This is a genomic window from Candidatus Symbiopectobacterium sp. NZEC151, from assembly GCF_025962655.1.
Taxonomy (GTDB): domain Bacteria; phylum Pseudomonadota; class Gammaproteobacteria; order Enterobacterales; family Enterobacteriaceae; genus Symbiopectobacterium.
In genome coordinates, this window is sequence record NZ_JAGFPE010000001.1 from 214825 (window position 1) to 240080 (window position 25256).

Consider the following 25256-nt stretch of genomic DNA (forward strand, 5'->3'; position numbering starts at 1 on the left):
AACTGGCGATAGCGCCGGGAAGGGCATTAATCCAGGTCGGATGCCTGATGGCGTTCTGCAACGCCATCGTTGCCAGTGCGGTTGACCTTACGGCCACGGATGGCTGCGGGGCGTGCCGCAATCTCATCAGCCCAACGTTTCACGTGGGTATAATCCTGTACGGATAAAAACTCGCTTGCGCCATACAAGGTGCCTTGCACCAGCCAGCCATACCAGGGCCAGGCGGCGATATCGGCGATGCTGTAGTCATCCCCCGCCAGATAACGGTTTTCAGCCAAACGGCGGTTTAATACGTCGAGCTGACGCTTGGTTTCCATCGCGTAACGGTTTATCGGGTACTCAAATTTTTCCGGCGCGTAGGCATAAAAATGGCCGAAACCGCCACCGACGAACGGTGCAGAGCCCATTTGCCAGAACAACCAGTTGAGGGCTTCGGTGCGCGTAGCCGCATCGTGTGGCAGCAGGGCACCAAATTTCTCTGCCAGATAGAGCAGGATCGAACCCGATTCAAACACCCGCACCGGTGTTTCACCGCTGCTGTCGAGCAGCGCCGGGATCTTGGAATTGGGGTTGACCTCAACGAAACCGCTGGAAAACTGATCGCCTTCGCCGATGCGAATCAGCCAGGCATCGTATTCGGCACCGGCATGTCCAAGCGCCAGCAGCTCTTCCAGCATTACCGTGACCTTTACGCCGTTCGGGGTGCCCTGCGAATAGAGTTGCAGCGGGTGCTTGCCGACCGGCAGCGCCTTTTCGTGGGTTGGGCCGGAAACCGGACGGTTGATATTGGCGAAAGCGCCGCCAGAGGGGGCTGGCTGCCATACGTTGGGCGGCACATAGGTCGAAGAACTGGCCATGAAAAACCTCCATTGATGGTTGACGTAGCGTGCAACAGCGCCTGAAACGCTGCTGCACACCCGAAAGGTAACGGTCCAGTTATAGCGCTGATGGGGGGTAAAGTCAGCACTGCGCCGAGAGTAAGCGCATTTTTCACCCCGAACTTCGCTAGCACCCCTTGCTGTGACGGTGTTATTTTCCTGCTTTAAAGCCGTCTTTTATCACGCGCTTTCCATCCATAGAGAGGGATGCCGTGACATATTTATTGATACCGTTGCTGGTTAATAGCCCATCCATTCTGATCGACAATACGTGCTTGTCATTAAACGGGCCCGGTTCATTTAGCGTTACGGAGTAAAGTGCGTGTTCGGAGAAATAGGTATCTAACCAGCTTTTTTTACCGTCAAGGAAAGGCTTGATGGCTGCGGCATCAACCTTGCTGAGCGCGATCAGGTAATCATCCAGTTTAAAGCTGTCGGCATTGCCCGTGACGGTGATTTTCACCGGAACCGGTGCTTTGAATTCGCCGGAAAAAGCATCCATATCGAGGCTGAGCAGTTTTTTGCCATCCTGCGGATCCTGGTATTCTACCGAGCAGGTTTTCAATACGCCTTTCGGTGTCACAAAGGCAGGGCTACTGCTCAATGCTTCGCCGGTGCCAAAAAAGGATTTAACCGACGTCACTTTGGTCTCTTTGCCCAATATCTCGACCACGCGGCGCAAGCAGATATCAGGGCCATCGGTTTGTAACGAATAACGATAATCGCTGGCAATGTCTCCACGCCGTTGTACCGGGGTTTTGGGTTTTTCCGCAGGAGCGGCAGCTGTCTGTTGTGTGGATTGATCGCAACCCACCAATAAGGTGGTGAATATCAGTGAAGCAAGCAGTGTTTTCGATTTCATCAGGTTCCTTCCTGCATTAAGAGTGACGCAGAAACCGAACGTCGGTTTATCACAAAATTAGCGCTACACGCTATTGCGCCAGCGACCTATTCCTTTAGCCACGCCGGTTTCTATCAATATCGCGGGGATTGTAGTAAAAGCTATTATAAATCTCTAGTATTTTCAGGTGACTAGGTGATTTTTCTCTTTTTTAATAATGGATGTGTCCCATAAAAGAAATTTTTATTCCAATAAAGAATAAAATCAACGTCGGGAATGGTTTATTTGCCGTTAACCTTGTGCGGTATTTTTTTGCTTTATATTTACCGCGTTAATTAATTATTTTCATCTGTAGGGTTGTGTTATTTTTGAAGTTGTATTTTTCATGAATCTTTTGTATTGTCGGAAGCGCATGAGGTCGTTTGAAAGGGTTCAAACGCACGCTGTACCCATAAAGGGGGATAAACATGCTACCTATTCCGCAGCAATGTATTCATACGCGGTCCACGCCTTTTTGGAATAAAGACACCGCGCCTGCCGGCATTTTTAAACGCCATCTGGATGCGGGCACCCAGCCCGGCGTTTACCCGCGGTTATCGGTGATACGCGGTGCCGTAAAGTATCTGGGTTTTGCCGATGCAACCACACCCGAACCTGAGCGTGAATTGCTGATTACTGCCGGACACTTTGGTGTATTTCCGCCAGAGAAATGGCACTGCATCGAAGTCATGACGGAAGATACCTATTTTAATATCGAATTTTTCGTTGAGCCCGACGTATTAAAATCTGCACCAGCAATGGTCAGTAACATCAAGGAATAATCATGATATTGATTCCTGAAAATTATATTCATAAATATGCCACGACGTTCTGGAGCAATACCACATTGCCAGAGCCGGTTTGCGGTATATATGCGAATAAGCCGGGCGTTTACGGACGTGTGTCGGTCATGCAGGGCGCAGTCAGCTATCAAGCGTTCTCTGCGGCGGATGCGCCGACGCCTGACAGCGAAACGCGCATTGAAGCGGGGGCATTCTTGGCAACGGCACCGTCGCAGTTTCAGCGTATCGCGCCGTTGACCGAAGATACCTATTTTATGATTGATTTCTTCGCCGATCCTGAGGTGAAGCTGCAAGGGTTTGGGTTGAAAAAAGTGTTGAACGCAGAGCGAGGTGTAGAATGAGCAAGATAACGTACACGGTGACAGTCACCAACAACAGCAACGGCGTGTCAGCCGATTATGAGACTGAAACCCCCATTACCTTATTAGCGCCGGACGTGGCGGCTGAAGTGATCAGGGAGTTGATTAATACCGTGCGCGCGTATGACACGGAAGATGAACATAACGTCTGCGGCTGGTAGTCAACAGGAAGTAGCAGACGCCGATTGACGTCTGCTTGATATCGCTATCCCGTCAGGCCAATGGCCTCAAACCGAACATCTGCCGGGCATCCTCCGGCGTCGCGACCTCGAAACCGATATTTTTGATGATGGTGCTCATGCGCTCAATCAATATCGCGTTGTGCTCCACTTTCTGCGTGGGCGACAGGTAGGCGCTGTCTTCAAACCCGACTCTGACCATACAGGCACCCAGACCCAACGCCGCCGTTAATATCGAAAAATCATCCCGGCGTCCGTAGTGGGTGATGCTCCACAGCGCATCGCGTGGGATGTATTGGCTAAACAGCGCCAGCGTGGCGGGCGTTGCCGGGCAGCCACCTTTATGGCCTAACACCATGGCATAGATAACCGGCGTCGGCAGCGGCATTTCCTGCGCGATAAGCTGCATGTTATGGATCATGCCCAGCTCGAACACTTCAATTTCCGGCACAATGCCGGTCTGCACACAGCGCTCGGTGACGTACTTGATCTCCGGCATCGGATTGCGATACACCACATCACCCAGATTCACGGAACCGGCATTCAGCGACGACATCTCCACCAGCGGGCAGTCCAGCGGTGAGCAGCGCTCTTCGATGGTCATAGCCGAAACGCCGCCCGTTGAGCCCTGAATAACCATATCGGTGTGTTGGCGGATCAAACGCAGCGTTTCCTGAAATTGCGTTGGATCGCGCGTCAATTGCCCATTACGCTCGCGCACGTGCAGGTGCACCATCGCTGCACCGGCATGGTAGGATTCGATCGCTTCTCTGGCGACATCTTCCGGATTGGCGGATGTGGTGTCTCCCGCCACCGGCGCGACGGAAATAACAATTTTTCTCATACCTTTGCCTCTGCGGTTAGTTCTGCGCATCCAGGCGCTGTTTCAACAACTGAATCCCGCGCTCTGGCGAGGTCAGCACCGGTACCGGCAGTTCACCCACTGACGCCAATACGCGCGACATTGACGCCTGAGCCAGCACGATGGCATCACAGTTTTTCCCGAGCGCTTCGTGAATACCCGCCGCCACGATGGCATCGTGTTTATTCAGTTCACCGGCCAGAAACGCGGTGAACGCGTCGGCCATCAACTGCGAGTGAATCACCGTCTGTTTACCAAGCTCGGCCGCTTTGCGTTGAATCAGCTCGAGTGTGGGTGCCAGGGTCGTGCCAACCGTCGCCAGTACGGCAATGGTGTCGTAACGTTCAACCGCCTCCAACGCCATGGCTTCATCAATACGCATCACCGGGATCGGGCTGATAAACTGGCAACGCTCCACGCTTGCACCAATCGAGGAGCAGGCGGTAAAGAAGATGTCGCAGCCAGCCAGATTCGCGCTGGTGACATAGGCGGCAATGCGCGCATTGATGGCGGGTGTGACGCCGCCTTGTGCCATGACATCGGCAATCATGGAATCTTCCACGATGTGCATCAGTGTGACGTCCGGCATGATGCGTTTTGCCAGCTCATCCACCATGGCGAGCGTCCCTTTACTGGTGTGAAATATGGCCGCTTTTTTCATTGTTAACCCCTTATTATTCTGAGATCGCGGAAACGATAAGTTCAGCTGCTTCGACATCTTCCGCAACGCTGATGCCACCCACGGCGACGGCGCCAATCACAGCCTGACCGCGCAGTACCGGGATGCCGCCGGGCAGCGGTGAAAAGTTGTCGTCAGCAAAATAGGAGAGCGAGAGATTTTCTTTTTGCAGCCGCTCCAGCAATTTTGCAGTGGGAATACCAAACTGTGCGGCGGTATAGGCTTTGCGCTGTGTCAGCGTTGCCGTGAAGGCCTTGGTGCCATCCATGCGGGCATAGGCCAGCAGTACGCCGCTGCGATCGCATACCGCGACCGTCAACGGACGACCCGCGTAGTTGTCTTGTGACAGCGCCAGTGCGACATTAACGGCGCGCTGCGCGTGTTCAAACGTCAGATTTTCCATGCTATTTCCTTATCCGCTGTCAACAGCCGGATGTAATGGTGTTAGCGGCTGCCGTTATAAGAACCCAATGGAAATCCACGGGAACATGGCAACAATAATCAGCCCGACCGTAGCTGCGCCCAGATAAGCCCAGATGTAAGGCAGCGGCTCATTGGGATCGGTTTTACTGACCGCACAGCAGCCGTAATAGCCGACGCCAAACGGCGGTGCGAACAGCCCGATGCCCATTGCCAGCACCACGACCATGGCGTAATGCACTTCGTGAACGCCCAAATCGCGTGCAATCGGGAACAGCAACGGCCCGAACAGCACAATGGAGGGAATGCCTTCCAGCACGCTGCCCAGAATGATGAACGCCACCACCGAGATAGCCACGAAGGTCATGCCGCCGCCCAGTGAGGCCATCAGTGTAGCCAGATCTTTGGAGAAGCCGGATTGCGTTAAGCCCCACGCCATGGCCGTTGCCGCACCGATGATAAAAATGATGGCACCCGACAGTGATGCGGTATCAATCAGCATCGACCAGGCGCGTTTCATATCAAAATGGCGGTAATACACGGCCCCAACCAGTGCGGTATAGGCCACGCCAATGGTAGACACTTCGGTTGCGGTAGCGACGCCTTCGATGACCGCGGCGCGGATGATGAACGGCAGGATCAGCGCGGGCAGCGCGATGACAAACAGCTTGGCGATCTCTTTTCTCTTATAGCGTTTGACCTGGCTTAAGTCTTCGCCCCGATTACGCCACCAGATAACCAGACACAGCATGGCACCGAGTACGGCAGAAGGCAGCAGCCCGCCGACAAACAGCGCGGCGATGGATACCCCGGTGACGGAGCCGATGGTGATCAGCACGATGCTGGGTGGAACCGTTTCTGTTTGCGCACCGGTGACGGAGAGCAGGGCGACCAAATCCCCGCGCTTGGCACCGCGTGAGGTCATTTCCGGCAGCAGCACCGGCGCAATCGCTGCCTGATCGGCGGTTTTAGAACCGGAGATACCAGACACCAGATACATGGCACCGACCAGCACATAGGAGAGCCCGCCGCGCACGTGGCCGAGCAGACTGGAAAGGCACTGCACCATGGCTTTTGCCATGCCGGTCATCTCGATCAACCCACCGAGGAACACGAACAGCGGCACCGCCAGCAGCATCATGTGCGACATGCCTTCTTCCAACCGACCGACCATGGTGGGCATCGGGGTCCGCGTGGTCAATGCCAGATAACCGAAGGTCGCCAGGGCAAATGAGAACGCGATAGGCACACCGGACAGCACGCCGATGGCGACAATCACCACAAAGAACAGGATCAGGTTCAGCTTGCCGAGCGGCATCAGAATCGAGCCGGAGAAGGAGAAGGCCACCACTGCGATCGCCACGACCAGCAAGCCGAGATAGGTTGCCTGTGAACGCGGTGCGGACAACATCAGACGCAGTAGCATGGTGATCAGCATCAGCGTGATGCCAACCGGGATCGACGCAGCGCGCCAGAATACGCTGATCTCCAGCGCTGGCGTCACCACGATCAACTCTTCCAGCGCGTATTCCCAAGCGGGTTCGAAAATCAGAATCAGGAAGGCCAATGACACGCCCATCGCCAGGGCTTCAACAAAGGCGCGTTTCCCCTCGGACAAATGTGACACCAGTGCCGTCATGCGCATGTGCTGTCCACGTCGCAGTGCAATGACCGCGCCCAGCATGGTCAGCCAGACGAAGCCAATGGTTGCCACTTCGTCGGACCAGACCAGCGGTGCGTGAAACACGTAGCGGGAGATAACGCCGGAGAGCAGGACGATAATTTCCGCCAGCACCAGAAGCCCCGCCAGTGCCTCGATGCCACGGCCCATATAGTCATAAAAAATTTCCAGACCAGTGGCCAGTCTCCCCGGTGGCAGGAGCGGCTTGATGTGATGTGAAACTTCCATTCGCTTTACTCTTGTGAATGTTTGATAAACAGGATCGTTCCTAACAGGCCGTGACCTTAACGGTTCGCCACGGTGCCAGGAGCGTTTACCTTGGAACGTGGCAACCGCGCGGAACGCCTTTAGGAAAGTTTGCCTACCGCCCCTTCCAGCAGGGCCCAGGCCTCATCACCAAATTTCTTGTGCCAGGTGGCGTAGTAGCCGCTCTCTTTGAGTTTTTGACGGAAACTGGTGGGATCGGTGGTGTTGAAGGTAAGACCGGTCGCTTTCAAATCGTCCAGCAGGCTGGCGTTCAGGCGGCTGATTTCCGCACGCTGATTCATCGCGCCTTCTTTGAACGCCGTGGCGACAATCTGCTGCAAATCAGGCGGCAAACTCTGCCAGGATTTTTTGTTCATGATGCACCAGTAGCCGTCCCAAATATGGTTGGTCAACGAGCAATACTTCTGCACTTCAAACAGCTTGCCGGTTTTCAGCACCACCAGCGGGTTTTCCTGCGCGTCGATCACGCGGGTCTGTAATGAGGAGTAGACTTCGGAATACTGCATGCCGACGGGGGCGGCACCCATGCCTTTAAACATGTCCACGATGATCGGGCTGACCGGCACGCGGATTTTCAACCCCTGCATATCGGCCACGGTGTTCACCGGCCCGGCATTGCTGGTTATCTGGCGGAAACCGTTGTCCCACATGTTTTCCATCGCGTGCAGTCCCACGCGGTCAAATCCCTGGCGCACCAGTGCACCGAGCGGGCCATCCATGGTTTTCCACACTTGATCGTAATCGGCGAAAGCAAAGCCAACGGCATTGATCGCCGCCACCGGGGCCAGCGTGGCAATCACCAGCGAAGAGGGGTTAAACATATCGATACCGCCGCGCCTTACCTGAGCCAGCATGTCGGTATCACCCCCTAACTGGTTGTTCGGGAACACATCAATCACCACGCGCCCTTGAGTGCGCTCTTTGATCAGATCGGCGGTTTTCTGTGTCCAGATGCTGAACGGATGCTCTTGCTGCAAATTGGTGCCGTATTTGAAATGGAATTCAGGCTGCGCAGCGTTTGCAATAAAAGGGAATCCCATAACCGCCGTGGCCGGCGCGACAACGGCGGCGGCTTTTAGAAATGTGCGTCGTGTGATGTTCGACATGATGTCCTCTCTTAATCATTCTGGTTAGGTACAGACTGGTTAGGTACAGAGAATATTGACCGGTTAGAACCGCTGGATCGGCCGGTTGGCTTATCTCTCGTTCAGTTCTGAAGCTGTTTTGTTGTTTTTTGTTAAATCTTGCGTCGGGCGGATTTACGAGCATCGACCGCTGGCGCGTTCTCGTTTTTATTTCTATAACGTGCTTATTTATCACGCTTTTATTATTATTTATAAATACTGTCACCTGAGTGTTAGCGCGTTTTGTGTCCAGCATCAGTATGCGTTAATCGAAATAAACCACAATGACCTAACGCCCAATTTGTGACTTTTGTATAATTTCTCGACCTTTTTTAAAAATAAATCACAAAAAAGTGCGCGAATCGGCGATAGTGTGACCCGTATTTAATATTTTTTCACAATCAGCGATGATAATGAGGCACTTTCCTCGACGACGGAACAGGGTTATCTCTATGCCAACCAACACACCACGGCCCCACGCCGTGCCGCCCAGAATAGGTGTTATCGCCGATGATTTTACCGGGGGCACCGATATCGCCAGCTTTTTGGTCAACGGCGGTTTGTCCGCTATTCAGGTGACGCAACTGGATGAACAAAAAATCACAACCGATGTGGATGCCATCGTTGTCAGCCTGAAGAGCCGTTCCTGTCCGGCAGAGGAAGCGGTCGCCCTGAGCCTTGAGGCGTTGCGTTGGTTGCAACAGCAAGGGTGCAAGCAGATCTACTTTAAATATTGCTCGACCTTCGACAGCACGGCGCAAGGCAACATTGGCCCGGTAACGGATAGTCTGCTGGACGCGCTGGCGCAGGACATCACGCTGTTATGTCCGGCATTGCCGGTGAACGGGCGCACCGTTTACCACGGTTACCTGTTTGTCAACGGCGTGCCGCTGGATGAATCCGGCATGCGTAACCACCCTGTGACGCCGATGCGCGATGCCAACGTGATGCGCTTAATGGAAGCGCAGGCGACAGGGCGCGCGGCAAACATTCCCTGTTCCGTGATTGATGCGGGCGTGCAGGCGGTGCTGCAGGCGATTGCTGATTTGCGTCAGGCGGGTTATCGCTATCTGGTGCCCGACGCGCTGAACTCCACGCATCTGGAAACCATTGCCGAGGCGAGCCAAACGCTGACGCTGCTTACCGGTGGCTCGGGTCTGGCGGGCGGACTGGCCGCCGTACAAACGCGGGGTTCATCGTCGGGTAACGTGGATGCCAGTGAGGCGGGCAAACCCGCTAACGGTGGCAAGACGGTGATTTTATCGGGTTCTTGCTCTGTCATGACCAATGTGCAGGTCGCCACTTATGCGGCTCAGGCCCCTGCGCTGCCGCTCGATGTTGCCGGTTGTATTGAACGCCTTGCGGATTACGTTTCAGAGGTGGCGGAGTGGGTCTGCCAACAGCAAGGTGCGCTTGCGCCGCTCGTCTATTCAACCGCTGGCGATGACGTTGCGCGCATTCAGGCGCGTTACGGTGCCAAGCCAGCCAGTGCGGCGGTAGAGGCTTTCTTCGCCGCGTTGGCGCTGAAGCTGGCTCAGCACGGGTTCGATCATTTTATCGTGGCAGGCGGAGAGACCTCTGGTGCGGTGATGCAGCGCTTGCAGGTGGGTGCGCTACTCATCGGCCCGCAAATCGCGCCCGGCGTTCCCTGGGTACGGGCGGCGAATGCAGCACGCTTTTTCGCGCTTAAATCCGGCAATTTTGGCGATGAACGCTTCTTTTTTACCGCACAGGATTTCTATCAGAAGGATAATAAATAATGGAACGTGAACTGCGTGAACAGATGGTTTCCTGCGGTGCGTCATACTATCAGCGCGGATATTCCGTTGGTTCTGCCGGAAACCTGTCGTTGCGCTTGCCGGATGGTCATATTTTGGCGACGCCCACCAACTCGTGTCTGGGATCGTTGAAGGCCGAACGGCTATCCAAAGTGACGATGGACGCAGAGCAAGTGACCGGCGATCGCATGTCCAAGGAGATCGCATTTCACCTGGCGATTTATCGCCAGCGCCCGGACTGCAATGCCATTGTGCACCTGCATTCGACCTACCTGACCGCGTTGTCCTGTCTGGACAGTCTCGATCCGGATAATATCATTCGTCCTTTCACCCCCTACTATGTGATGAAAGTAGGCAAGATGCCGCTGCTGCCTTATTTTAAGCCGGGCAGCATCAAGATTGCGGAAACGCTGGCGCAGCGAGCGCACGAGGCGAATGCCTTTTTGTTGGCAAACCACGGTCCGGTGGTGTTGGGAACCTCGCTGACGGAAGCGGCCAATGCCATGGATGAACTGGAAGAGACCGCAAAGCTGATGTTTTTACTCAAAGATAGCAACGTGCGTTATCTCACTGAGGCCGAAATCAGTGAGCTGCGTCCCTGAGGGCGAAAAGGAGACATGATGCCCAGATTTGCCGCTAATCTCTCGATGCTGTTTACCGAAGTGCCGTTTCTGGCACGGTTTGAAGCCGCTGCCAGAGCCGGGTTCAGCGCGGTAGAGTTTTTGTTTCCTTACGCGTATCCGGTGGAGGATATTCGCCAGGAACTGCGTCGCAATGGATTGCAACTCGCCCTGTTTAACGTTAACCCCGGTGATTATGCGGGCGGCGAACGCGGTTTGGCAGTGCTGCCCGGCCGCGAGCGTGACTTCGAAGAAGCACTGGAACAGGCTTTACACTATGCAGGGCACCTGGGGTGCAAAAAGCTGCACGTGATGTCGGGCAATACGCCAGCATCGCTCTCCACTGCTGATGCGACCGAACTATGGCTCACCAATATGCGGTTGGCCGCGGATCGGCTGGCGCAGCAGCAGGTAATGCTACTGTGCGAAGCGCTTAATCCGCGCGATGCGCCGGGCTATTTTCTGCACGACCAGCGCCTTACCGAGCGGCTGGTGAGTATGATTGACCGCCCTAATGCTCGCGTACAGCTGGATCTCTACCATGCCCAGATTACCCACGGCGATCTCAGCATGCTGATCCGCTCGCTGGCCGGGCGTATCGGTCACGTACAGATTGCGTCCGTGCCGGACCGGCATGAGCCGGTATCGGGGGAAATCAATTACGCCTTTATTTTTCGGGAACTGGCAAAGGCGGGATACCGTGACTGGATAGGCTGTGAGTATCATCCCGAATCCGGTACGCATGCAGGGCTCATCTGGCGGAAAGCGTTTGACGAACCATAAACAGAATTGAACAATACGCCTTGGCAATAAGCGTATTCCATCAGGCGGTTACCGGCGCATGGCCGGTGAAAAACAGTATAAAAAGGCGATAGATGATTCCAGCTAAAAGACAGCAATTGATACTCACAGCACTGGTTGAACGCGAGCTGATCTCGATCACCGAATTGACCGAACTGTTGGGTGTGTCACACATGACCGTGCGCCGGGATATCCAAAAGCTGGAACAGGAAGGACGCGTGCTTTCCGTGTCGGGAGGCGTGCAACTGTCGGAAAAAATCACTTCGGAACCGTCGCACCTGACCAAACGTGCGCTGCAATTTGCCGAAAAGACGCTGATCGCCCATGCGGCGGCGCAGTACGTTCAGCCGGGGATGTCACTGTATCTGGATGCGGGCACCACCTCGCTGGCACTGGCGCAGGCGTTGGAATCTCTGGACGATCTGCTGATCGTCAGTAACGATCTGATGGTGATCAACTACCTTATCGAACATTCCGACTGCAAGCTCTACCACACCGGTGGCTTGGTGTTGCGCGAGAACCGTTCCTGCGTCGGCGACAGTTCCACCCATTTTCTGCATAACCTTAACGTGGATATCAGCTTTATCTCCTCCTCGTCGTGGAATGCGCGCTGGATCTCCACGCCGACCGAGGCCAAAGTTGCCATCAAGAAAGCGGCGGTGGCGGCGGCGAATAAACGTATCCTGATTTGTGACTCCAGCAAGTACGGCAAGGTGGGCACGTTTAATGCGGTCTCACTGGAAGAGATGGATATCGTTATCACCGACAGTAATTTGCCGGAAAGCGCAAAAAGTGCCTTGCTGCAAACCGGCGTGCACCTGGTGGTAGCGGAGTAGGGAACGCAACACCGGAACATGCCCTTTCTGATCCACGGCCAGCGCAGCGGCTTTCTGATGGGCAAGGTGGCTGGCGATCAAAATGGGTTGTGTTGCACTAGATGGTGTCGACATCGCGCACTTAAAGTATGCCTTTCAGCGCGATGTACTGTAGCAACATGATGGTTTTGCCATCGGCGATCAGACCGCTGTCAATCGCCTCCAGCGCTTGCTCCAGGGGCATTTCCAGCACTTCGATATCCTCCCCTTCCGCTTTAATCCCTCCTCCGAAACCTGCACGATCGTGCGCGCGGTATTCGGCAATAAAGAAAAACAGCTTCTCGGTGACCGAGCCGGGGCTCATAAAGGCTTCAAACACTTTTTGCACGTTGGTGATGCGGTATCCTGTTTCCTCCTCCGCTTCCGCTTTTATCCGGCTTTCTGGATCCATGTTATCGAGCAGGCCAGCCGCGGTTTCGATCAGAAAACCGTGATAGCCATTGACATAGGTCGGAAAACGAAACTGGCGCGTTAACACCACTGTGCGCTGTTGCCGGTTATACAGCAGGATGGTGGCACCGTTGCCGCGATCGTAAACTTCACGGTGTTGTCGCTGCCATTCGCCGTCGCGGCGTTGTAAATCAAAGGTGTATTTTTTCAGCGTATACCAATCGTCAGAGAGAATCTGGCAGTTTTGTATGCGTATTTCTGCATGTTTAAATGGCATTTGGTGGCCTATTTGTGTATTTTAGGCATCATAAACAGCAAAAACACGCATGGTCAATTAATTTCGTGCATAAAGAGGACCCGATGCTCACGCCACAACGTAAAAAAGCCATTCTCGAAAAGCTTGCCAGTGATGGGCAGGTGTTATCTAAAGCACTCAGTGAGTGGCTTGAGGTTTCGGAAGACACGGTGCGTCGCGATTTACGGGAATTGTCCGCCCAAGGGCTGCTGCAACGGGTACACGGCGGCGCCGTGCCTGCCGCTGATGCCAAGGTCACCTTTTCCGAACGTCAGTCGCTACGCATGGATTCGAAGATGAGGGTGGCGAAAAAAGGGGCCGAACTGATTTCACCAGGCCAGGTGGTGATTATTGACGGCGGCACCACCACGGCTGAATTGATCAAATTTCTGCCTGTGGATTTATCCATTACCGTGGTAACGCACAGCCCAAGCATTGCGCTGGGGTTGGTGGCACATCCGCTGATCGAAGTGATTCTGATTGGTGGCAAACTCTACAAACACTCCATCGTGACCGTGGGTGCTGCCGCCTTGGAAGGTATTGCGCAGTATCACGCCGATATTTTCTTTATGGGCGTCACCGGTGTGCATCCGGAAGCGGGGCTCACCACCGGCGACTATGAAGAAGCCTGCATCAAACGTGCGTTATCAAAACGTGCTGCCGAGACCATTGTGCTGGCCTCGGCAGAAAAAATAAACGCTGCATCACCGTTTGTCATCGGTGATTTGTCAGTGATGAATACGCTGGTGGTGGAAGAGGACACCGATGTCACATTGTCAGCGGCACTGGCGACCCACGGTGTTAGCGTTATCAATGCTTGAGCCCCACGCTATAACTTATGCACCTTGAGTCCGTACTCTTGCGGGTTGGCGATGTTAACCAGTTTGCCAACCTGAGATAAATCCCCTTTGGATACCACGCTGCTGATATTGGTATCGGGAAAGCGCAGATTTTTCACTAAATGCACCACCGTCGGCCGGCCTTTGTTATCAATATCAAGGATCCAGCCCAGGAAACCGGCCGAGAATTTCGCCAGGCTACCGATGGGATAGGGGCCATAAATCTGGATATATTTCACCAACAGCGGCTTGTCATAGGCGTCGTGCGCTTCATGAATTTTGCGATAAGCCTCCAGCGGCGTGCGGGGCGAAACGCTGTTGCGCGCGTGTCGTAATGTGTTGACGGCTTTGATCACCGACACCAACCTGACCAGCGGTGACAGTTGAGTGCCCGATTTGCCCGCTGGATAGCCGCTGCCATCAAGACGTTCATTGGCATTCTCGATCACTTCACGGCAAATGGGACTCATTTCCCAGCCAAGTTCGCTTAATTTATGGCACAGTTCGGTAACATGGCCGCGCAGTATCGCTTTCTGCGCCGGGTTCATATTGACCTTCAGGGAGGGAAGGTTGGCATTGACTAACAGCGGCTTACCCATGGTGTGCAGCAGCGTACCGAGAACCGCTTCGCGTATTTGCGCATCGTGAGGATCGTGAAGCAGCAACATGTCGGCTACTGTTCCGGAGACCTGCACCGCATGCCGCACCCAGTCGGCTTCGTCGCGCAGAAAAGAGAGCGCGTACAAGAAGGCTTTGCGATCGTTTTTGACCAGATACAGCAAGGTGTCGACGCAGTCATAAAAAATTTCCAGCGGCAGCTGGTGGCGGGTTTTTACGTACATCAGTCCAATCTGGAGGCGATGTGCCACTTCCAGCACGCCGCGTTCCATCGGGGTTTGGCGCGTACGTTTCTCGCGTTCCTGATTTTCCCGTAACAGAATGCTTTTCTCCTTGGCACTCGGAATGAACAGCGGAGATTGATAGATCATGCTGCCGGTGATACCGGTACGAAATGCCGCCTCTCTTTCCACTTCGTTCGTGCAATGAAACAGCGCTTCAGATTGTGATGAAGATAAATTAATGAATTGAACACCCACTGCGGCATAACCGTTATTGCCAAAGGGGCGCATATGTCGAATTTTGCCTTGTGCAAACAGGGTGGTGCCATTAGGAAATTCTATGGTGATACCCGGAATGTCCTGACCCACTTCTACGGCAATACTTTCTACCAGATCGATTTCGACCAGGCAGCCACCGGTTGAAAGATTGCGTAATTTCCCGGTTACGGTCAGCACATGGCGATAGATTTCAACGCGCACGCGTGCCTGCATCCCGAGAATAAAAGGAATCCGAATCGCGCCTCGGTTTTCATTGATAAATACCGACTCTGGCAGTTGGCATTCCAGTCGGTACAGCATGCTGTCTACCTTAAACAACCGGGTCGGGATATTACACAGGCTGTAGGTTTCTCGCTCACTGCTATCGACGCCTTTGAGGGCCTCCAGATCGAAATTTAATCCCCCTTCATCGAGGTAGTGCTCAATATCAGACCCCGAGTATTCGACTTCCAATATCATACTGCTGGTATCGAGACTGAGCTCCCTGACATCGGCTTTCAGAGGATATGGCATATTTTTGGCATAAATTGACATCGCGTGAGGGTGTTGAATCAGCGAACGAATAACATTATTTGGCGGGGGGGCGTAATGCTCCATCATACGATATCCCTCTTGGTATAGATAAGCCCTGGTGTTTGGCGACGTTTCCGTTTTCTTAGCCGAATGGTAAGCAAATTATTTGATGGATTAACGTTGGTAATAATCAAAAAAATCTAATGATTTATTGGTTAAAAGCAAACGCCAATCCTGTTAATAAGCTAATAAACTCAGCGTTTTTTTCATCCTAACAAGGTTTATACGCGGTTACAATGACTCTATTATTGAGGTAAATCGAGGTATTTTGGGATAAAACGACATAATTTTCTTATTACAATTAAAATATTGAAATTTATCCTTATTAAATTCTTTTTTAATGGTTTTTAATGCTGCTTTATGATATAGATTTTAGCGATCATTAAATTGCGAGCAATAGATCAAACCTATCAAATGGGGATTATTGATCATTCTAAACAATTTTCAAATGCTTTGAATAAATGTTTAGAATTTATAAGGGCGAAATTAAAAAGCCTAATTCCTATGGAGAGGGAGTAAGACGGTAAGATGAACACGACTCTGTTATACGTTAATGGAAAACGGATTTGGCTAAAAGCCGAGTACCAACCTATCATTCATCTTCCTGAAAATAGAATCTTTAGGTATGAAACCCTTGCCCGGTTTTACGCTTCAAACGGCGAGTTAATCCCAACGCAATCAATGATAGAAGAGATCGAAGCGTGCGGATTGATTAACCAGGTCACCGATTTCATCTTCGATCTGGTCTGCCGGTTAATATATTGTAAGAAAACGTTATCAATCTCCTTCAACCTCTCGCCGCTTATTTTCAATAATATTGAGTATTTGGATAAGTTGCATCAAATATGCTTATTATATGATGTTGACCCGAGAAACATCGAAATAGAGTTGAGTGAAAAGATTACCCAAAAGCAATTGATTGAAGGCGTAGCGTTTTTAAACCAGGCAAAAAGGTATGGCTTCATGATCTCACTCGATGATTTTGGTGCTGGCTGCTTGAAAACCGATAGCCTTTCCTTGTTTAATTTCGATACGATAAAAATCGATCGCTCTATTGTTAATGGCATCGGTACCGATCCCAGCAAGTTGGAGAGGATGCAAAAATTATTGCATGTGTTAATTCCTCTTGGTGTCAATATCATCTGTGAAGGTGTCGAAAAAGCGGCGGATTTAAACAAGCTGAAACGCTATTTACCCATTTTTATTCAGGGTTATATTTTTTACCGTCCTCTGACGCTTAATCAGCTCAAGCTGTTGGAAAATTTTTAACCTTTCTCTCTGTCTCTCACCGTCCAGCGGGTGCCTGTGGGCACCTGAATCCCACCGTAGGCTAGCCGCACCCCAAAGCGGTTTAACACGCCATTGGCAAGGCGAACAGCACCTCGCCGGCCTTAAATCCACAAAATAATTGTGGAAATGCGGTGGCCTTCATAAATACACGGATACATTTCATCACTTCTTCTTACTTTTGATCAAAAGCAATATTTTGAATGCATCTTTTTGCTACTGATAGTCGCGGGTAATGTCATGACAGTTTTTGGGGTTATGTCGTATTGCTGTCATCAAGATAGGTAAAATGGCCGCCAGCGGGTGGCTCAATTCGGACATATATGCATGGTCAGGATCAGCATGTTAATCCCCTCTCTATGGGGCATGGTAGCCAGCCTTTTTATTCTTTTTTCCGCGCACGCGGAGGATGCAGCGCCTGCAAAAACGCCTGCCGCTGTTGAAGCACGTAACGATACCTTCACGCAAAAACATCCCGACCAGTACAACTCATGGAAAGCGACCAGTGAACAATCTGAGCGCCATGATGCCCTGGCCGAAGACCCCAGGATGGTGATCCTCTGGGCGGGTTATCCGTTTTCACGGGATTACAACAAGCCGCGTGGTCACGCCTTCGCCATCACCGATGTACGCCAAACCTTGCGTACCGGGGCACCCAAAAATGCAGAAGACGGTCCGCTACCGATGGCGTGTTGGAGCTGTAAAAGCCCGGATGTTGCCCGCCTGATTCAACAGGAAGGGGAAGACGGGTATTTCAAAGGGAAATGGGCGCGCGGCGGACCGGAGATTGTTAACGATCTTGGCTGTGCCGACTGCCACAACACCGCTTCGCCAGAGTTTGCGCAGGGTAAACCGGCACTGACGCTTTCTCGCCCTTATGCCGCCAGAGGCATGGCGGTGATTGGTAAGCCGTTCGAAAAAGCCGGTCGTTTCGACCAGCAAGCGATGGTCTGCGGGCAGTGCCACGTCGAGTACTATTTTTCCGGCAAAGACAAAGCGGTCAAACTGCCGTGGGACAACGGCACCAAAGTGGAAGACATGGAAAAATACTATGATGCCATTGCCTTCTCCGACTGGAACAACTCACTTTCTCGTGCGCCGATGATCAAGGCGCAACACCCGGAATATGAAACCTGGAGCGCGGGCATTCACGGCAAAAACAACGTGACCTGTATCGATTGTCATATGCCCAAGGTGAAAAACGCGAAGGGCAAATTGTATACCGATCATAAGATTGGCAACCCGTTCGACAACTACGAGCAAACCTGTACCAACTGTCACACACAAGACAAAGCATCTATGCAGGGCATCGTGGCTGAGCGTAAAGCCGCTATTCAATCACTGAAACTCAAAGCGGAAGATCAACTGGTTCACGCGCATTTTGAAGCCAAAGCCGCCTGGGATGCCGGTGCAACCGAAGCCGAAATGCAACCGATTCTGACCGACATCCGCCACGCGCAGTGGCGTTGGGATCTGGCGATCGCCTCCCACGGCATTCATATGCATGCGCCGGACGAAGGGTTGAGAATGCTCGGTACTTCTCTGGATAAAGCGGCCGAGGCACGAACCAAACTGGTGCGCCTGCTGGCGACCAAAGGGATCACGCAAGAGGTCAAACTGCCGGATATCTCCACCAAAGAAAAAGCGCAGCAGGCGATAGGACTCAACATGCAGCAAATCACGGCGGAAAAACAGGACTTCCTGAATACGGTGGTGCCGCAGTGGGATGAACAGGCGCGCAAAGCCGGGCGATTGAGCCAATAACCCCTCACCGCCCGCGTGCGGGCGGTCATTACGTGGAGTGGATATGAGCGTATTACGTTCGTTATTAACTGCCGGGGTGTTGGTGCTAGGCATGTTTTGGACCGTGCCGGGGCAGACGGAACCCGCATCTCAGGCAGCGACAGGAAAACGGTGGACGGTGATGCCACAGCGCAACCCCGATGAGGCGTGTTTGCAGTGCCATAAGCCGGAAGAAGAGGGCATGAAGGGGAAACACGCCAAGGCAATGAATCCGCAGAATCGGCAACCGATAACCTGTACCAGTTGTCACGGCAAGCCGTCGCTGCATCACCGTGAAGGGGTGAAAGACGTGATGCGCTTTAACGACCCGATGTATACGGTAGAGCAGCAAAACGGCGTCTGTATGTCATGCCATACCCCGAAACAGCTGCAAAAAGCGTTCTGGCCGCACGATGTTCATATGGCAAAAGTGGCCTGCGCCAGCTGCCATCAGTTGCACCCGACACAGGATAAAATGCAGGGGCTGGATGACAAGGGGCGCATCAAGCTGTGCGTCGATTGCCATAGCGATCAGCGCAACAACCCAGACTTCAATCCTTCCTCGGTTCATCTGGGTAAGAGGCAGCCATGAGTTGTTCTCGTCGTCAATTTATTGCTCGTATGGGCGGGTTGATTGCTATCACCAGCACCACCGGGCAGGTGATGGCGCAGACGCTGAATATCAACGGCGTGCGCTACGGCATGATCCATGACGAATCCCTGTGCATTGGCTGCAACGCTTGCATGGAAGCCTGTCGGGACGTCAATCAGGTGCCAGCGGGCGTATCGCGTCTGAAGATTATTCGCAGCGAGCCGATCGGCACCTTCCCGGATGTGAAGTACCGGTTTTTCCGTCACTCCTGCCAGCATTGCGACAACCCGCCGTGCGTGGATGTCTGCCCGACCGGTGCGTCATACCGCGATGCGGCAAGCGGCATCGTTGATGTCGATCCTTCCCTGTGCGTCGGTTGTCAGTACTGTATTGCCGCTTGTCCTTATCAGGTGCGCTTTATTCATCCGGAGAACAAGACGGCGGACAAGTGTGATTTCTGCCGCAAGACCAACCTGAAACAGGGAAAACAGCCGGCCTGCGTGGCGGTGTGCCCGACAAAGGCATTGACGTTTGGCAACCTTGACGATCCGGACAGCGACATCTCCCGTCTGCTTAATCAACGGGCGACCTATCGTTACAAAATTGCGCTGGGAACTCGGCCCAAGATGTATCGCGTACCGTTTAAATTTGGGGAGGTTCATCAATGACGCCTGTCTCTTCAAGCCCGTTCCACTTTGATTCATTAGTGTGGGACTGGCCGATCGCGATTTATCTGTTTCTGATCGGGATCTCCGCGGGGTTGGTCACGCTGTCGGTGCTGTTGCGTTGTTATCGCCCGGCTCTGGCAACGTCAGACAGTACCCTGATGCGCACCACGCTGTTGCTGGCACCCGGTGTGATTATTTTGGGATTGCTGATTTTGGTGTTCCACCTGACGCGCCCCTGGACGTTTTGGAAACTGATGTTCCATTATAGCTTTACCTCCGTAATGTCGGTGGGGGTGATGCTGTTTCAGGTTTACATGGCGGTGCTGGTGGTCTGGTTGGCGAAGATTTTCGATCAACAGCTGATTGGGCTGCAACAGCGCTGGTTGCCGAAACTCCGCATTCTGCCCGCGGTGCTGGCCCGGCTGACGCCGCTGATGAAAACGTTGGATATCGTGATGCTGGTGTTGGCGGTGATGCTCGGAGCCTACACCGGTTTCCTGCTGTCGGCGCTGAAAACCTATCCGCTGCTCAATAACCCAATCCTGCCGATACTGTTTCTGTTCTCGGGCATCTCCTCTGGCGCTGCCGTGGCGCTGATCGCCATGACGCTGCGCGCGCGCCGCAATCCGCACAGTGAAGAAGCGCACTTTATTCATCGGTTGGAAACCCCCATCGTTTGGCTGGAAATCTTTGTGCTGTTTGCCTTCTTTATCGGTCTGGCATTAGGCGATGAAGGGAAACACCGCGCACTGATCAACGCGCTGGCGGGAGGGTTTTGGGCCACATGGTTCTGGGTTGGCGTGGTGGGGATTGGGTTGGTCGCCCCGTTGCTGCTCAAATCCTGGGCCAATCGTTGGCATTCACCCTATGGCGTGCTGGCCGTCAGTGGCATGAGCCTGACCGGCGTGTTGCTGCTGCGTTTCTTTATTTTGTATGCGGGACAGTTAACCGTTGTGTAGCCCCCGACAAGAGGCATGTTGATGTTGCTATTGCCAGAGTTTGGCTATATTGCGTTGTTGCTTGCAAGCGTCGTCGGCGTGGCGACGACGCTGCTTACCGCATCAGGCTGCTACCGCCATTGGCACACGGTTTATCGATTGGCGCGCGTGTGGACGTGGGTGCTGTTCGGTCTGGTGCTGTTTGCGTTTGTCGTACTGACGCTGAGTTTCATGCTGAATGATTTCTCGGTCAATTATGTCGCACAGCACGGACACCGTGATTTACCGTTTGGGCTAAAAATAGCCGCCGTGTGGGGCGGCCATGAGGGCTCACTGCTGCTGTGGCTGCTCTGTTTGTCGGGATGGAGCGCGCTGTTTGCCTTTCGCTATCGTCACGCGCAAGGAAATCTGTTTCCGCTTACGTTAGCGGTGCTGGCCGCCATCGCCAGCGCACTGCTGATGTTCATCGTGCTTTTTTCCGATCCCTTTACGCGTCTGCTGCCGCCTGCGGTGGCAGGGCGCGATCTTAATCCGATGCTGCAACATATCGGCCTGATTCTGCATCCACCGCTGCTCTACCTGGGCTACGGCGGGTTGACGGTAAGCGCCGCGCTGGCGCTGGCGGCGCTGCTCAACGGGGAATTTGACGCACGCGCTGCCTGGGTGTGCTGGCGCTGGGCGCTGCCGGCCTGGTGCGCCTTAACCCTGGGCATCATGTTGGGGTCATGGTGGGCCTATAACGAGCTGGGGTGGGGCGGTTGGTGGTTTTGGGATCCGGTAGAAAACGCCTCGTTGCTTCCCTGGATCACCGCCAGCGCGCTGTTGCACAGTTTATACGTGACCCGGATGCGCGGGATCTTCCGCCATTGGTCGATGATGCTGGCGATATTGACGTTTATCCTCAGCCTGCTTGGCACCTTGATCGTGCGCTCCGGCATTCTGGTGTCCGTTCACGCCTTTGCGCTTGAACATGACAGAGCCGTGCCGCTGTTTATCCTGTTTTCCGCATTAAGCATGGCCGCGTTGCTGATTTATGGCTGGCGCGCAACAACCTACCGCCCAGCGGCGCGCTTCTGCGGCTGGTCGCGGGAAATTGCCCTTCTGCTGGCATTGTTGTTATTTGCCGCTGTTGCGCTGGTGGTGCTGCTGGGCACGCTCTATCCGATGGTCTACGGGCTGGCAGGGTGGGGCAAAATGTCGGTGGGTGCCCCCTATTTCAACACGGTATTACTGCCTTTCGCGGGCGTGATGTTGCTGCTGATTGGGCTGTCGGCAGGGGGTTTTTGGAAACGCAGCGCGCGTTGGTCAACGCGACGTATCGGTTGCACGCTGGCATTGAGCGTTATGACGATGCTGATGCTGTGGCCGCAGGGCGTTAACGTTGCGCTCGGTGCGGGGTTGGTGGTGTGGATGTTGACGGCACAGTGGTTACAACCGATAACGGCGCTGCGCCAGCAACTTCCTGCGCTGCTGGCGCATAGCGGCGTCGCGCTGCTGGCGCTGGGGATCATCTTCTCTGCGGGCAGCAAACAGGAGATCAGCGCCAATGTGGCGCAGGGTGAACAGATTGCGCTCGGGGATTACCGTTTCCATTTTCTTCAGCTTAATTTGCTGGTCGGGCAAAATTACACCGCCGAGCAAGCGGCGATCGCTATTTCTCGCGGTGACGTGCCCATCGCTACGGTCACGCCGGAACGCCGCCACTACAACGTACGCCAGCAGCAGATGATGGAGCCGGGCATCGCCTGGGGACCGATCCGAGAGTGGTACGCCGTGATGGGCGAAAAAACCGGTGAAAACCGCTACGCCATGCGTTTCTATGTACAAACCGGTATTCGTTGGATTTGGGGCGGCGGCCTGCTGATGATCGGCGGTGCACTGTTGGGATGGTGGCGCGGGAGGCAAGCGTATGACTAAACGTGCGATGCTGCTGTTCCTGTTACTGAGTGCGGTTGTGCAGGCGCAAGTGGTCGATACCTGGGCATTTTCCAGCCCTGTACAGCGCGAGACGGCGTTGAATATCGCCGGGGAGTTACGCTGCCCGCAGTGTCAAAATCAAAGCCTGCTGGAGTCGACTTCACCCGTGGCGGTCAGTATGCGGCATGAAGTGTTCTCCATGGTCGAACAGGGAAAAACCAAATCAGACATCATGGCGTTCATGACCGAGCGCTATGGCGATTTTGTGCAGTATAACCCGCCGTTAAAAATGCATACCGGCCTGCTGTGGTTCACGCCTCTGCTGCTGTTGCTGGCCATTGTTGCCATCCTGTGGCGCGTGGTACGCAAGCAAGCCAGGGGGCGGTCATGATAGTCACTGCTGCAACCGTGCTGGTGGTTATCGTTGGTGGCCTGCTGTGGCCGCTGCTTCCCGTTAAAAAAACCAAAGAAGACAACCGGCTGTCGGGTTTACCCCTGCATCTCTGGCAATGGCAGTGCCGACAGGCGAAAACGCAACTCTCGGCCCGTGACGCGCAGGCGTTGAGGGATGAGTTGGAGAAGGATCTACCCGTTGCCGAAGGCGCAGCGGCGGCACAGCGGACGATGCCGCTATTACCGCTGGTTATCGCCGTTGCCGTTATCGTGGTGAGCGGTTTTACCGGCTATTCCCTGAGTCACCGTGGTGAAGCGCTCGTGGCCGAGCGTCAGCGGCTTGCCGATCCGCTGCGTGGTTTTAGTGACGCGCAGCAGCAGGAAAAACAGCTTGCGACCCTGCAACGGGCGATTCGTGCCACACCGGATAACAGCGTGCTGTGGGCTGAACTGGGAGAGTATTACCTCTACCGTAACGCCTATGACAACGCACAGCGCGCTTACCGCCGAGCGATGGCGCTGAAAGGCGAGAATGCCGAGCTCTATTCGGCATTAGCCACCGTGCTGTACTACCAGTCCGGCCAGATAATGACGCCAGCGACGCGGGAAATGATTGATAACGCGCTGGCGCTGGATGCCAATGAAGTGACCGCGTTGATGCTGTTGGCATCGGATGCTTTCTTGCGCGCGGATTATGCCGCTGCCGTGACCCTTTGGCAGCGTTTGCTCGATGGCTACAGCCCGCGCATTAACCGGGTTCAGCTGATAGAAGCCATTAACACGGCAAAGCTGTTACAGCAGAGCCAGCAATAGACGCACGACAGTCCTCAATCGCCGGTTTTATTGATCTCGATAAAACAGATTAACTCTTTATGAGTAGGCCGCTGACGGGGGGAAACAAGGGCGTCATGGTATGCTAAAACCCTCTGTAAGGTAAGGAGTTAACGCCTGATGCTCGAAGCGCGCGATGTGGTCTGCATTCGTGATGAACATGTGTTGTTTAGCGCCTTATCGTTCACGGCCAGCGCGGGTGACATGGTGCAGATTGCCGGTGCGAATGGCGTCGGAAAAACCTCGTTGTTGCGCATATTAAGCGGCCTGGCAACGCCCGGTGCGGGTGAGGTGTACTGGCAAGGACAACGCACGGAGCGGGTGCGAGCGCGTTTCAACCAGCAGCTTTTGTGGTTAGGGCACCAGCCGGGTATCAAAGGCGTGTTGACCGGGGAAGAGAATCTGCGGTTTTTCTATCCGCAGCACAGCCAGCAATCACTGTGGCAGGCGCTGGCCTCGGTTGGCTTAGCGGGCTATGAGGATGTGCCCGTCGCGCGCTTGTCGGCTGGACAACAGCGGCGCGTGGCGCTGGCGCGGTTGTGGTTGACGGATGTCCCGTTGTGGATATTGGATGAGCCTTTGACGGCGCTCGATGTCGCCGGTGTCGACATGTTAACGCAACGCATGGAGCTCCATGTCGCGCAGGGCGGCATCATTATCCTTACCACGCATCAGCCGCTGCACCCGCGCGCTCAGAACATACGCTGTATCCAGTTAGTGCCGGATGAGGGAGACCGATAATGCGACGACTTATGGTGCGTGAACTGCGCGTCGCGTTACGCAACAACGCTGAAATCCTTAACCCGATGTGGTTTTTTCTGATTGTAATCATTCTGTTCCCGCTGGCGATAGGGCCTGAGCCGCAGCTGTTGCTGCGTATCGCTTCGGGCGTGGTATGGGTCGCCGCCTTGCTGGCGTCACTGCTGGCAATGGATCGCCTGTTTCGCGACGACTATCAGGATGGTTCGTTGGAACAGTTAACGCTACTGCCTTTGCCCTTGCCGTTAGTGGTTCTGGCGAAAGTGGTGGTGCATTGGATGGTCAGCGGGTTGCCGCTGTTACTGCTTTCCCCTCTGGCGGCACTGCTGTTTGGTCTGAGCTTTCGTGAGTGGTCGGTGATGGCGCTGACGCTGTTATTGAGCACGCCGACGCTCAGTTTTTTAGGCGCTATCGGCGCTGGGTTAACGGTCGGGTTACGCCGCAGCGGCGTGCTACTGAGCCTGCTGGTGCTGCCGCTGACCATCCCGTTATTGATTTTTGCCACGGCAGCCATTGAAGCCGCCATGATGCAATTACCGGTCGGTGGCTATCTGGCGATCCTCGGTGCCTTTCTGGCGGGTAGCGCAACGCTGTGTCCGTTCGCTACTGCCGCGGCGCTAAGGGTGGGCCTGAATTGATTATCGATCTTCGGATTTTATCGTCCCGCA

27 protein-coding genes are annotated in these 25256 nt (G+C 54.1%); 18 read left to right on the forward strand and 9 right to left on the reverse strand.

Annotated features, from left to right (window positions below):
- Nucleotides 1-26 precede the first annotated feature (26 nt).
- Both yghU and J5067_RS00910 read right to left on the reverse strand, forming a co-directional pair.
- Nucleotides 27-857 (reverse strand): glutathione-dependent disulfide-bond oxidoreductase, encoded by an 831-nt coding sequence (yghU, locus tag J5067_RS00905; RefSeq protein WP_264650215.1) that lies wholly within the window; start codon nt 855-857, stop codon nt 27-29.
- A gap of 172 nt (nt 858-1029) precedes the next feature.
- Nucleotides 1030-1740, reverse strand: coding sequence for a hypothetical protein (locus J5067_RS00910; RefSeq protein ID WP_264628381.1), 711 nt, complete (start codon nt 1738-1740; stop codon nt 1030-1032).
- 446 nt (nt 1741-2186) lie between these two features.
- Between J5067_RS00910 and J5067_RS00915 the strand changes: the two genes are divergently transcribed.
- From J5067_RS00915 to J5067_RS00925, 3 genes are read left to right on the forward strand one after another with little or no spacing between them, the layout of a single operon-like run.
- Nucleotides 2187-2540 carry a DUF1971 domain-containing protein gene (locus J5067_RS00915; protein ID WP_264642000.1) on the forward strand — a complete coding sequence of 118 codons (354 nt, stop codon included), beginning with the start codon at nt 2187-2189 and terminating at the stop codon, nt 2538-2540.
- A 2-nt stretch (nt 2541-2542) separates the two neighbouring features.
- Entirely contained in the window at nt 2543-2902 is a 360-nt protein-coding gene (locus tag J5067_RS00920) for a DUF1971 domain-containing protein (RefSeq protein WP_264650216.1), read from the forward strand.
- The gene (locus tag J5067_RS00925; protein WP_264642001.1) at nt 2899-3081 is read left to right on the forward strand and encodes a DUF1869 domain-containing protein; all 183 of its coding nucleotides are present in this window, start codon (nt 2899-2901) and stop codon (nt 3079-3081) included. The genes J5067_RS00920 and J5067_RS00925 overlap by 4 nt, the downstream gene beginning before the upstream one ends.
- Before the next feature lie 52 nt (nt 3082-3133).
- On the opposite strand, the gene J5067_RS00930 is transcribed toward J5067_RS00925, so the two are convergent.
- The 5 genes from J5067_RS00930 to J5067_RS00950 form a co-directional block, all read right to left on the reverse strand.
- Nucleotides 3134-3943: a 3-keto-5-aminohexanoate cleavage protein gene (locus J5067_RS00930; RefSeq protein WP_264642002.1), complete on the reverse strand. Its 810-nt coding sequence runs from the start codon at nt 3941-3943 to the stop codon at nt 3134-3136.
- A gap of 16 nt (nt 3944-3959) precedes the next feature.
- Nucleotides 3960-4622 (reverse strand): aspartate/glutamate racemase family protein, encoded by a 663-nt coding sequence (locus J5067_RS00935; protein WP_264642003.1) that lies wholly within the window; start codon nt 4620-4622, stop codon nt 3960-3962.
- Between the two features lie 13 nt (nt 4623-4635).
- Complete coding sequence (locus J5067_RS00940; protein WP_264650217.1) at nt 4636-5043, reverse strand: heme-binding protein; 408 nt, start codon at nt 5041-5043, stop codon at nt 4636-4638.
- A 54-nt stretch (nt 5044-5097) separates the two neighbouring features.
- A complete protein-coding gene (locus tag J5067_RS00945) occupies nt 5098-6969 on the reverse strand; it encodes a TRAP transporter large permease subunit (protein WP_264642005.1) in 1872 nt (623 codons plus the stop codon).
- Nucleotides 6970-7088: 119 nt separating this feature from the next.
- Nucleotides 7089-8114 (reverse strand): TRAP transporter substrate-binding protein, encoded by a 1026-nt coding sequence (locus J5067_RS00950; RefSeq protein WP_264642006.1) that lies wholly within the window; start codon nt 8112-8114, stop codon nt 7089-7091.
- 470 nt (nt 8115-8584) lie between these two features.
- On the opposite strand from J5067_RS00950, the gene otnK reads away from it, so the two are divergent.
- From otnK to J5067_RS00970, 4 genes are all read left to right on the forward strand, one after another.
- Entirely contained in the window at nt 8585-9892 is a 1308-nt protein-coding gene (gene otnK, locus J5067_RS00955; RefSeq protein WP_264650218.1) for a 3-oxo-tetronate kinase, read from the forward strand.
- Entirely contained in the window at nt 9892-10512 is a 621-nt protein-coding gene (locus J5067_RS00960) for an aldolase (RefSeq protein WP_264642008.1), read from the forward strand. The genes otnK and J5067_RS00960 overlap by 1 nt, the downstream gene beginning before the upstream one ends.
- 18 nt (nt 10513-10530) lie before the next feature.
- A complete protein-coding gene (otnI, locus tag J5067_RS00965; protein ID WP_264650819.1) occupies nt 10531-11313 on the forward strand; it encodes a 2-oxo-tetronate isomerase in 783 nt (260 codons plus the stop codon).
- Nucleotides 11314-11405: 92 nt separating this feature from the next.
- A complete protein-coding gene (locus J5067_RS00970; protein WP_264650219.1) occupies nt 11406-12167 on the forward strand; it encodes a DeoR/GlpR family DNA-binding transcription regulator in 762 nt (253 codons plus the stop codon).
- A 121-nt stretch (nt 12168-12288) separates the two neighbouring features.
- Here J5067_RS00970 and nudK read toward each other — a convergent pair whose 3' ends face one another.
- Nucleotides 12289-12873, reverse strand: a complete 585-nt coding sequence (nudK, locus tag J5067_RS00975) for a GDP-mannose pyrophosphatase NudK (protein WP_264642010.1) — start codon at nt 12871-12873, stop codon at nt 12289-12291.
- An 83-nt stretch (nt 12874-12956) separates the two neighbouring features.
- On the opposite strand from nudK, the gene J5067_RS00980 reads away from it, so the two are divergent.
- Entirely contained in the window at nt 12957-13712 is a 756-nt protein-coding gene (locus J5067_RS00980) for a DeoR/GlpR family DNA-binding transcription regulator (protein ID WP_264642011.1), read from the forward strand.
- Between the two features lie 8 nt (nt 13713-13720).
- On the opposite strand, the gene J5067_RS00985 is transcribed toward J5067_RS00980, so the two are convergent.
- Nucleotides 13721-15448 (reverse strand): HD domain-containing phosphohydrolase, encoded by a 1728-nt coding sequence (locus J5067_RS00985; protein ID WP_264650220.1) that lies wholly within the window; start codon nt 15446-15448, stop codon nt 13721-13723.
- Between the two features lie 501 nt (nt 15449-15949).
- Between J5067_RS00985 and J5067_RS00990 the strand changes: the two genes are divergently transcribed.
- The 10 genes from J5067_RS00990 to ccmB all read left to right on the forward strand — a co-directional run bounded on the left by J5067_RS00990 (nt 15950) and on the right by ccmB (nt 25226).
- Complete coding sequence (locus J5067_RS00990; protein ID WP_264642013.1) at nt 15950-16690, forward strand: EAL domain-containing protein; 741 nt, start codon at nt 15950-15952, stop codon at nt 16688-16690.
- A 360-nt stretch (nt 16691-17050) separates the two neighbouring features.
- Entirely contained in the window at nt 17051-18472 is a 1422-nt protein-coding gene (gene nrfA / locus J5067_RS00995; RefSeq protein WP_264650221.1) for an ammonia-forming nitrite reductase cytochrome c552 subunit, read from the forward strand.
- A 43-nt stretch (nt 18473-18515) separates the two neighbouring features.
- The gene (nrfB, locus tag J5067_RS01000) at nt 18516-19082 is read left to right on the forward strand and encodes a cytochrome c nitrite reductase pentaheme subunit (RefSeq protein WP_264642015.1); all 567 of its coding nucleotides are present in this window, start codon (nt 18516-18518) and stop codon (nt 19080-19082) included.
- Nucleotides 19079-19750 carry a cytochrome c nitrite reductase Fe-S protein gene (gene nrfC / locus J5067_RS01005; protein ID WP_264650222.1) on the forward strand — a complete coding sequence of 224 codons (672 nt, stop codon included), beginning with the start codon at nt 19079-19081 and terminating at the stop codon, nt 19748-19750. Before nrfB ends, nrfC begins: the two co-directional genes overlap by 4 nt.
- Complete coding sequence (nrfD, locus tag J5067_RS01010) at nt 19747-20709, forward strand: cytochrome c nitrite reductase subunit NrfD (protein WP_264642017.1); 963 nt, start codon at nt 19747-19749, stop codon at nt 20707-20709. The genes nrfC and nrfD overlap by 4 nt, the downstream gene beginning before the upstream one ends.
- Nucleotides 20710-20730: 21 nt before the next feature.
- Complete coding sequence (locus J5067_RS01015) at nt 20731-22605, forward strand: heme lyase CcmF/NrfE family subunit (protein WP_319802374.1); 1875 nt, start codon at nt 20731-20733, stop codon at nt 22603-22605.
- Nucleotides 22598-22996: a heme lyase NrfEFG subunit NrfF gene (nrfF, locus tag J5067_RS01020; protein ID WP_264642019.1), complete on the forward strand. Its 399-nt coding sequence runs from the start codon at nt 22598-22600 to the stop codon at nt 22994-22996. Before J5067_RS01015 ends, nrfF begins: the two co-directional genes overlap by 8 nt.
- A complete protein-coding gene (gene nrfG, locus J5067_RS01025; RefSeq protein WP_264650224.1) occupies nt 22993-23811 on the forward strand; it encodes a heme lyase NrfEFG subunit NrfG in 819 nt (272 codons plus the stop codon). The genes nrfF and nrfG overlap by 4 nt, the downstream gene beginning before the upstream one ends.
- Before the next feature lie 138 nt (nt 23812-23949).
- Nucleotides 23950-24570 (forward strand): cytochrome c biogenesis heme-transporting ATPase CcmA, encoded by a 621-nt coding sequence (gene ccmA / locus J5067_RS01030; RefSeq protein ID WP_264650225.1) that lies wholly within the window; start codon nt 23950-23952, stop codon nt 24568-24570.
- A complete protein-coding gene (gene ccmB, locus J5067_RS01035) occupies nt 24570-25226 on the forward strand; it encodes a heme exporter protein CcmB (RefSeq protein WP_264642022.1) in 657 nt (218 codons plus the stop codon). The genes ccmA and ccmB overlap by 1 nt, the downstream gene beginning before the upstream one ends.
- The last annotated feature ends 30 nt before the right edge of the window (nt 25227-25256 follow it).

Bases quoted from the DNA above. Each gene is read 5' to 3' on its own strand.
- nrfB (WP_264642015.1), top strand. From the start codon at position 18,516: ATGAGCGTATTACGTTCGTTATTAACTGCCGGGGTGTTGGTGCTAGGC.
- J5067_RS00925 (WP_264642001.1), top strand. From the start codon at position 2,899: ATGAGCAAGATAACGTACACGGTGACAGTCACCAACAACAGCAACGGC.
- J5067_RS00990 (WP_264642013.1), top strand. From the start codon at position 15,950: ATGAACACGACTCTGTTATACGTTAATGGAAAACGGATTTGGCTAAAA.
- nrfD (WP_264642017.1), top strand. From the start codon at position 19,747: ATGACGCCTGTCTCTTCAAGCCCGTTCCACTTTGATTCATTAGTGTGG.
- J5067_RS00910 (WP_264628381.1), bottom strand. From the start codon at position 1,740: ATGAAATCGAAAACACTGCTTGCTTCACTGATATTCACCACCTTATTG.
- J5067_RS00920 (WP_264650216.1), top strand. From the start codon at position 2,543: ATGATATTGATTCCTGAAAATTATATTCATAAATATGCCACGACGTTC.
- J5067_RS00915 (WP_264642000.1), top strand. From the start codon at position 2,187: ATGCTACCTATTCCGCAGCAATGTATTCATACGCGGTCCACGCCTTTT.
- J5067_RS00985 (WP_264650220.1), bottom strand. From the start codon at position 15,448: ATGATGGAGCATTACGCCCCCCCGCCAAATAATGTTATTCGTTCGCTG.
- J5067_RS00940 (WP_264650217.1), bottom strand. From the start codon at position 5,043: ATGGAAAATCTGACGTTTGAACACGCGCAGCGCGCCGTTAATGTCGCA.
- nrfF (WP_264642019.1), top strand. From the start codon at position 22,598: ATGACTAAACGTGCGATGCTGCTGTTCCTGTTACTGAGTGCGGTTGTG.
- nrfG (WP_264650224.1), top strand. From the start codon at position 22,993: ATGATAGTCACTGCTGCAACCGTGCTGGTGGTTATCGTTGGTGGCCTG.
- ccmB (WP_264642022.1), top strand. From the start codon at position 24,570: ATGCGACGACTTATGGTGCGTGAACTGCGCGTCGCGTTACGCAACAAC.
- nrfA (WP_264650221.1), top strand. From the start codon at position 17,051: ATGTTAATCCCCTCTCTATGGGGCATGGTAGCCAGCCTTTTTATTCTT.
- J5067_RS00960 (WP_264642008.1), top strand. From the start codon at position 9,892: ATGGAACGTGAACTGCGTGAACAGATGGTTTCCTGCGGTGCGTCATAC.
- J5067_RS00945 (WP_264642005.1), bottom strand. From the start codon at position 6,969: ATGGAAGTTTCACATCACATCAAGCCGCTCCTGCCACCGGGGAGACTG.
- J5067_RS00930 (WP_264642002.1), bottom strand. From the start codon at position 3,943: ATGAGAAAAATTGTTATTTCCGTCGCGCCGGTGGCGGGAGACACCACA.
- nrfC (WP_264650222.1), top strand. From the start codon at position 19,079: ATGAGTTGTTCTCGTCGTCAATTTATTGCTCGTATGGGCGGGTTGATT.
- J5067_RS00970 (WP_264650219.1), top strand. From the start codon at position 11,406: ATGATTCCAGCTAAAAGACAGCAATTGATACTCACAGCACTGGTTGAA.
- yghU (WP_264650215.1), bottom strand. From the start codon at position 857: ATGGCCAGTTCTTCGACCTATGTGCCGCCCAACGTATGGCAGCCAGCC.
- otnI (WP_264650819.1), top strand. From the start codon at position 10,531: ATGCCCAGATTTGCCGCTAATCTCTCGATGCTGTTTACCGAAGTGCCG.
- J5067_RS00980 (WP_264642011.1), top strand. From the start codon at position 12,957: ATGCTCACGCCACAACGTAAAAAAGCCATTCTCGAAAAGCTTGCCAGT.
- J5067_RS00950 (WP_264642006.1), bottom strand. From the start codon at position 8,114: ATGTCGAACATCACACGACGCACATTTCTAAAAGCCGCCGCCGTTGTC.
- ccmA (WP_264650225.1), top strand. From the start codon at position 23,950: ATGCTCGAAGCGCGCGATGTGGTCTGCATTCGTGATGAACATGTGTTG.
- otnK (WP_264650218.1), top strand. From the start codon at position 8,585: ATGCCAACCAACACACCACGGCCCCACGCCGTGCCGCCCAGAATAGGT.
- J5067_RS01015 (WP_319802374.1), top strand. From the start codon at position 20,731: ATGTTGCTATTGCCAGAGTTTGGCTATATTGCGTTGTTGCTTGCAAGC.
- nudK (WP_264642010.1), bottom strand. From the start codon at position 12,873: ATGCCATTTAAACATGCAGAAATACGCATACAAAACTGCCAGATTCTC.
- J5067_RS00935 (WP_264642003.1), bottom strand. From the start codon at position 4,622: ATGAAAAAAGCGGCCATATTTCACACCAGTAAAGGGACGCTCGCCATG.